The sequence below is a fragment of the Streptomyces sp. NPDC048473 genome (assembly GCF_043200155.1).
Classification (GTDB): domain Bacteria; phylum Actinomycetota; class Actinomycetes; order Streptomycetales; family Streptomycetaceae; genus Streptomyces.
Window position 1 is genome coordinate 1 of record NZ_JBICXE010000125.1, and the last position, 6,037, is coordinate 6,037.

The 6,037-nt window shown below is 67.3% G+C and carries 6 protein-coding genes; 5 read left to right on the plus strand and 1 reads right to left on the minus strand.

The window, feature by feature from the left end; translation table 11 throughout:
- The first annotated feature begins 223 nt into the window (after positions 1–223).
- On the plus strand, positions 224–1,906 hold the full coding sequence (locus ACGFU7_RS47375; RefSeq protein ID WP_393704946.1) for a site-specific integrase: 1,683 nt from the start codon (positions 224–226) through the stop codon (positions 1,904–1,906).
- On the plus strand, positions 1,903–2,346 hold the full coding sequence (locus ACGFU7_RS47380) for a hypothetical protein (RefSeq protein ID WP_393704948.1): 444 nt from the start codon (positions 1,903–1,905) through the stop codon (positions 2,344–2,346). Before ACGFU7_RS47375 ends, ACGFU7_RS47380 begins: the two co-directional genes overlap by 4 nt.
- A 54-nt stretch (positions 2,347–2,400) precedes the next feature.
- On the opposite strand, the gene ACGFU7_RS47385 is transcribed toward ACGFU7_RS47380, so the two are convergent.
- Complete coding sequence (locus tag ACGFU7_RS47385; RefSeq protein WP_393704950.1) at positions 2,401–2,922, minus strand: NUDIX hydrolase; 522 nt, start codon at positions 2,920–2,922, stop codon at positions 2,401–2,403.
- Here ACGFU7_RS47385 and ACGFU7_RS47390 point away from each other — a divergent pair.
- From ACGFU7_RS47390 to ACGFU7_RS47400, 3 genes are all read left to right on the plus strand, one after another.
- Positions 2,902–3,285: a tyrosine-type recombinase/integrase gene (locus ACGFU7_RS47390; protein ID WP_393704951.1), complete on the plus strand. Its 384-nt coding sequence runs from the start codon at positions 2,902–2,904 to the stop codon at positions 3,283–3,285. The two genes, ACGFU7_RS47385 and ACGFU7_RS47390, sit on opposite strands and share 21 nt — an antisense overlap.
- Before the next feature lie 176 nt (positions 3,286–3,461).
- Positions 3,462–5,561 carry a tyrosine-type recombinase/integrase gene (locus ACGFU7_RS47395; protein WP_393704952.1) on the plus strand — a complete coding sequence of 700 codons (2,100 nt, stop codon included), beginning with the start codon at positions 3,462–3,464 and terminating at the stop codon, positions 5,559–5,561.
- The gene (locus ACGFU7_RS47400; RefSeq protein WP_393704954.1) at positions 5,551–5,958 is read left to right on the plus strand and encodes a DUF6262 family protein; all 408 of its coding nucleotides are present in this window, start codon (positions 5,551–5,553) and stop codon (positions 5,956–5,958) included. Before ACGFU7_RS47395 ends, ACGFU7_RS47400 begins: the two co-directional genes overlap by 11 nt.
- Positions 5,959–6,037: the final 79 nt, after the last annotated feature.

A 6,037-nucleotide genomic window follows, 5' to 3' on the forward strand; every position in this document is an offset into this window, starting at 1 on the left:
CGGCCCCGGCATCTACACAGCCGCTACGCAAGAGCCGATCAACTCCCTTGCGTGACCTGCGAGAACGCTAACTACCCGGCCTTGGGGGAAGGCCCCGATCACCACCCGGGACTGCGAGGCATACCTGGCTCACCGCCGCTACGTTCTCGACGAGGACGGGGCTGTCGTCGGTGAACAGAGCCACGGAACCAGGCGGTCGGCTGCCCAGGTCGTCGTCGACCTGGTGAACTACCGCGACCTGTTCACCGCCGACCGCGTCCCCGCCGAGCTGCGGCCCTGGGGCGGCGCCACCGCCTCAGCCGTCGCCGAGATGCCCAGCGGCCGAGACGAGAACAAGACTCAACCGGTCTCGGACGAGATCATGCAGCCGATGCTCGCGGCCGCCCTCTACCTGATGTCCGCACTGGGCCCGCACGTCGTCAAGCTGGCACACAAGGTCCGCGAATCCGACCTTCACTCGGCACGGCGAGCCCAAGGAATCCGGCGCGTCGGTCCCAAGAATCGCGTCCCGGTCCGGGAGCTCAGCGAAATCCTCGCCGAGTACACGCGAACGTGCACAGCCCTGCCCATGCTGGACGACCATTACATCTCGAAACGCCTCGAACAGGGCTGGGCCGAGGACGATCGCCTTCTCCCGGTGGCCATGGGCACCCTCGCCCGCCGGGCTGGGCTGAGCCAGTTCTGCCACCCGTGGCTGCCCACCATGCGGCCTGCGCTGGAAGACGCCCTCGCGCAGGTCGGCGTCGAGAGACCGTTCGGCCGCGATGCCGGCCCGGTCCCCGCGGCCGACGGAACAAGGTCACTGCCCTGGACCCTGCCACTGTCCCGGCCCCAGGCCGTCGCCCTGGTCGGCATCGTCCGCACCGCCGCGATCATCACCGCTGCCGCCATCTCAGGCATGCGCGCGAGTGAGCTGATGGAATTGCGCATCGGCTGCCGACGACCGCCTGACGAGGCCGTCCCGGGCCTGACCCGCTACCGGATCGCAAGCAAGATCGTCAAAGGGCAGCCGCTGGGCGGCACCGACGACGAGTGGGTCGTCATCGCACCGGTCTATCGCGCGATCGAACTCCTCGAGCAACTGCACGACGCCCCGGCAGAAGGAGCCCTGCTGATCGGCAGGTTCTCCTTCAACGTCCGCTTCAAGTGGTTCAAGAACTGGGCTAACTCCGAGGCCGGCCAACGACTTGGCCTGGCGCCAATCCCCGGGGGACCAGTCAACTTGCGGATGCTGCGGCGCACTTTGTCGCTGGAAATGGCCTACCGGCCCGGCGGCGTCCTGGCCACCAAGATCCACATGAAACATATCGCCGTGGCCACAACGGAGGGCTATGCCTCGCGTCCTGGCGGGGCCCAGGCCGAGCTGTTGGCCGAGGTCAACAAGCACGAGAGCGAGCGCAATCTCCAACTGGTACTGGAGGAGTTCCGAAACTACCAGGATGGCGTTCTGCCCGCCGGTCCCGGCGCCCGCAGCCTCACCGAGTTCTTCGCCGGCATCGACGCCCAACTCGATGCCGCCTCGGCCACCGCCCCGAAAACCCAGCGCAACGACCGCGACATCCTCAACCTCCTGACCAAACGCGCCAACGTCCTGCACCTCGGACCGGCGAACTACTGCTGGTTCACCGACCCTTCCCGGGCGCTCTGCCTCAAACTCGCGGGCACCCCCACCGCGGACCGGCCGCTGATCGGGATGTGTGACTCGGCTCGCTGCCCGCAGGCCACCCACCACCCTTGCCACCGCCCCGTCTGGGCCGAGCACGCCGAGCGCACCGAAACGTTCATCGGGCGACTCGGCGCGACGCGCAAGACCGAACGCACCCGGCTCCAAGCCGACCACGACCGGGCCCTCCGCGTCGTCGCCGAAATCGACGCCGCCAGCACGATGAACGAGGCATCCGCATGAGAATCTCTGCAACCCAGCGCACCGAGAACGAGAACCGCATCCGAGCCGCCATGGACCGCCTCCTACGCGGCGAGATCCCGCCCGGCGGAAAATGCGACATCAAGACCCTCGCCAACGAGGCCGCCGTCGACCGCACCGCGTTCTACGGCACCCGCCCCTACGGTCACCTCCGCGTCGAGTTCGAACGACGCCTGCGGGCCCTCCAGGATGCCGGCGAAATCCCCGACCCCCGCGAAGCCCAGATCGCCCGCCTCAAGGCAGAGAACGCGAAGCTCAAAGCCCGGATTGCCCAGTCTGACGAGACGATCGACGAGCTCACCGACTTCCGCTCTCAATCCCTGGCTCGCCTCGCCGCGCAACACGAAGAGATCGTCCGGCTCCGCGAAGCTCCGCCGGAACCACCCAAGTCAGGCGGCTTCCAGCACCACGAACCACGGTGATCGGGTCCTGCAGCTGAAATGCCCGCCCTGGACCGAGGCCACCCGCATCGCCTATCACCCAGCTGCCAGTTCGCCCGCACCGCTGCCGGATCCGGACTCCAAGTATCGACGCAGAGCTTCCCGCCCTCCCGGAACGAAGCACCATTGATCAATCACGTCGCGCAGTTCGTCCAACGTCAGCCAGTCCTGCCAGCCGATCTCACCCGGGTCCGGGACCAGGCGTTCCGACGCGACAGCCTCATGCACCCCAAACCACACGGGGCTGATCCCCTCCCGGCAAAGGAACTTGAACATGAAGCCCACGGGCACACGAACGCCCAGCTCTTCGGACAGTTCCCGGGCCGCGGCTTCCTCATACGACTCGCCCACGTTCACGGCGCCACCGACCATCACGTCGTAGTAGCCAGGGAACCGGGAATGCGTCTCGGACCGCCGCAGCACCAAGATCCGCCCTGCCTGATCACGGCAGATCGTCGTGGCAATGCGATGCGGCCAGTGCTGACGCTCCGCCTCGCCTCGTTCGACGACTCCCAAGACGCGGTCCTGCTCATCCACATGTTCCACCAATTCGCTCACGGAGGCACGATCTCAGTCCCCACTGACAGCGCGGCCCGAGGAACACGAGAGAGAGTGACCTGCATCACAAGAGGTCCTGCGGAATACAACACAGCCGACCATCTGCGTCGCGAAAGCCGCCTCTGCGAGAGGACCTGCTCAATCGCCACACGGAGTCATCCGCACACGGCCTCTGCGGACACAAGCCACACCTACGCCACCTGGCTATTGCGCAAGGGCGCTGGCATAGAGAGCGTGAAAGAGCTCCTCGGACACGCATCGATCACTACCACGGTCGACACGTACGGTCACCTCACGGTCGAAGACGCCCGTCGGACACTGGAGGCCGCGGGCTGGTTCACCGGCCGGGAGGTGCGGCTGTGACCGTCACACCTCTCTCCGCAGTTCCGTTTGGCCGAGCCGGGCTGCTGGAGAAACTACAGGCTGCCGTCCGCCCGGAATTCCGTGTCGACGTGCTGCTTCCTGACCCTGATGACCCGGTGCTGGGCTGGAAACGCTGCCCAATCCCGGACTGTAACCGCGCCGCGCACGAAAAGGGTATGTGCACCGGCCATGCCCAGCGGTGGCGCCGGGTCGGAAGTCCGGACCCCGCTGTGTTCCTGGCCGATCCTGGGCCGCGACTCCGCGGCGTCGCCGAACTCACGCACTGCACCGTCAGCGGCTGCCGTTTCGGGGCCGCGGGCAAAGGACTCTGCTCGCGGCATCGCGACAAGTGGTCCCGCTCCGGCGGCACCGATTCCCTCGCCTGGGCGGCCTCAGCGTTGCCGCTGCCGGGCAGCGACCGCACCGAGTGCGCCCTGCCGACGTGCACGTTGTGGGTGGAGAACCAGGCGAACTCGTTCTGCAAGAGCCATCACGTCCGGTGGCGCCAGGACGGAGACCCGCCCGTCGAGGACTTCATCACCGAGTGCCAGTCCTTCGGCCTGCCCCGGGTGGATTTCCGCGGTCTCGCGCCTCAACTCAAGCTGGAGTTCCAGCACGCCGTCCAGGCCCGCCGGGATGCGCAGACCGTCACCGCCCCAGCCCGGCTGATCGCAGCCGCCATCCGCCGGGCCCAGGATGAGCGCGTCATTTCCCTGCTCGACCACTCTGCCGAGCGGTGGCACCGGGTCGGCGACCCCTACCAGCAACCGGGAGGGTCTGGCGGCTACGGCAAGCGCGTCGAGGCATTCCTGCTCTTCGCCCGGGACACAGTCGAGACGCTGCGCGACGGCGCCGGCTGGGAAGTCGAATACGCCCGCGACGTCTGGCGGCTGGGCAAACTGCACGGGCTCAACCGCAGTGCCAGCCGCCCCCGCCCCCGCAGCGAGCTGCGTTTCGACCGCCTCGCTCAGCCCTGGCTGCGAGCCCTCGCGAAGCGATGGATCAGACTGCGATTGTCGTCCGGCCTGAACGTCAGCACGGTCACGGGTGACATGCAGGCCCTGACCCGGTTCAGCGAGTTCGTCACGGTCGCCGGCCCCGCCGTTCGCGGCCTGGGTGACGTCGACCGGCCCCTGTTGGAGCGCTACCTGGCCTGGCTGACCGATCTTCCCGGCGGGATCAACTCGAACGAGAGCCGCGTCAACGGCCTGCACCTGTTCTTCCAGGGCATCCGCCAGCACGGCTGGGACCATACCCTGCCGACCAGTGCCGCGTTCTTCACCGGTGACTGTCCCCGTCGTCGCTCCCGTCTGGCCCGCCATCTCGCGGAACACATCATGACCCAGGTCGAACAGCCCGCGAACCTCGACCAGTGGACCGACCCCTCGGCCCGGTTGATCACGCTTATTCTCGTCCGCTGCGGCCTACGGGTCTCCGACGCCTGCACCATCCGCTTCGACTGCCTGCTGCACGACGGCCAACGCGCCCCCTACCTGCGCTACTTCAACAACAAGATGAGCCGTGAGGCCGCCGTTCCCATCGACGAAGAGATCGAGGCAGAGATCCGGTCTCAGCAGCAGCGCGTCCTGGAGCGGTGGCCGGACGGCAACCCGCACCTCTTCCCTCGGCTGAAGGGCAACGCCGGCGGACAGCACCACTTCTCCCCTGACACCTACCGGCAGATGCTCAAACGCTGGCTCACCCAGTGCGACGTCCGGGACGAGAACGGCCTCCCCGTTCACCTCACCCCGCACCAATGGCGCCACACCTTCGCCACCCGGCTGATCAACCGCGATGTCCCGCAGGAAGTCGTACGCGTCCTCCTCGACCACGACTCGCACCAGATGACGGCCCACTACGCGCGGATTACCGACCAGACAGTCCGGCGCCGCTGGGAAGCCGCCACCAAGGTCAACATCCAGGGGGAACGGGTCGCTCTCGGCCCTGACGGGCCGCTGGCCCAGGCCGAATGGGCCAAGACCCGCTACGGAATCGCCACCCAGACCTTGCCCAACGGCTACTGCGGACTTCCCGTTCAAAAGACGTGTCCGCATGCCAATGCGTGCCTGACCTGCCCGGTCTTCGTCACCGGCCCCGAGTTCCTGCCCGAGCTCCAGGCCCAGCGAGGACGGACCCTCACTCTCATCGACAACGCCAAGGGCTGCGGCCACCAGCGGGTGGCGGAGATGAACGAGCAGGTCCTGATCAACCTGGACCGGATGATCGGCGAGCTCGACGCCGACGGAGACGCGCCGGAGGCCGCGGATGCGGGCTGACAACTCCCAACACGTCATCGACGCGGCCCGGCAGCGGGCAGCCGCAACCCGTTCCCGGGCCGTCGCCGCATTGCGGCGCATGGACGCTACCGGACAGCCCGTCAGCTTCGAAGCCGTCGCCCGAGAGGCCGACGTCTCACGGTCGTGGCTCTATACGCAGTCTGACCTGCGGGCCGAGATCAGCCGACTCCGCGAGCGTCGCGACTCGGTTCGGACGATGCCGCAGGTTCCCGCTCAACAACGCGCCTCGCACAGCTCCCTTCTCAGGCGACTGGAGGCTGCGACCGCCCGCAATCGCCACCTAGAGAAGGAGAATCGGCAGCTTCGTGAACAGATCGCGCGTTCGTACGGTGAACTACGCACAACGAAGATCGGGCGTTTCCCCAAGGCCGGGTAGTTAGCGTTCTCGCAGGTCACGCAAGGGGTGTTGACGGGTTTCTGATGTAGAGCAACGGAGCTCGTTGGTACAGGCAGTC

What these genes read in the sequence shown, in the direction of transcription:
- ACGFU7_RS47380 (WP_393704948.1), top strand. Translation starts at nt 1,903, where the DNA reads ATGAGAATCTCTGCAACCCAGCGCACCGAGAACGAGAACCGCATCCGA.
- ACGFU7_RS47400 (WP_393704954.1), top strand. Translation starts at nt 5,551, where the DNA reads ATGCGGGCTGACAACTCCCAACACGTCATCGACGCGGCCCGGCAGCGG.
- ACGFU7_RS47390 (WP_393704951.1), top strand. Translation starts at nt 2,902, where the DNA reads ATGTTCCACCAATTCGCTCACGGAGGCACGATCTCAGTCCCCACTGAC.
- ACGFU7_RS47395 (WP_393704952.1), top strand. Translation starts at nt 3,462, where the DNA reads ATGTGCACCGGCCATGCCCAGCGGTGGCGCCGGGTCGGAAGTCCGGAC.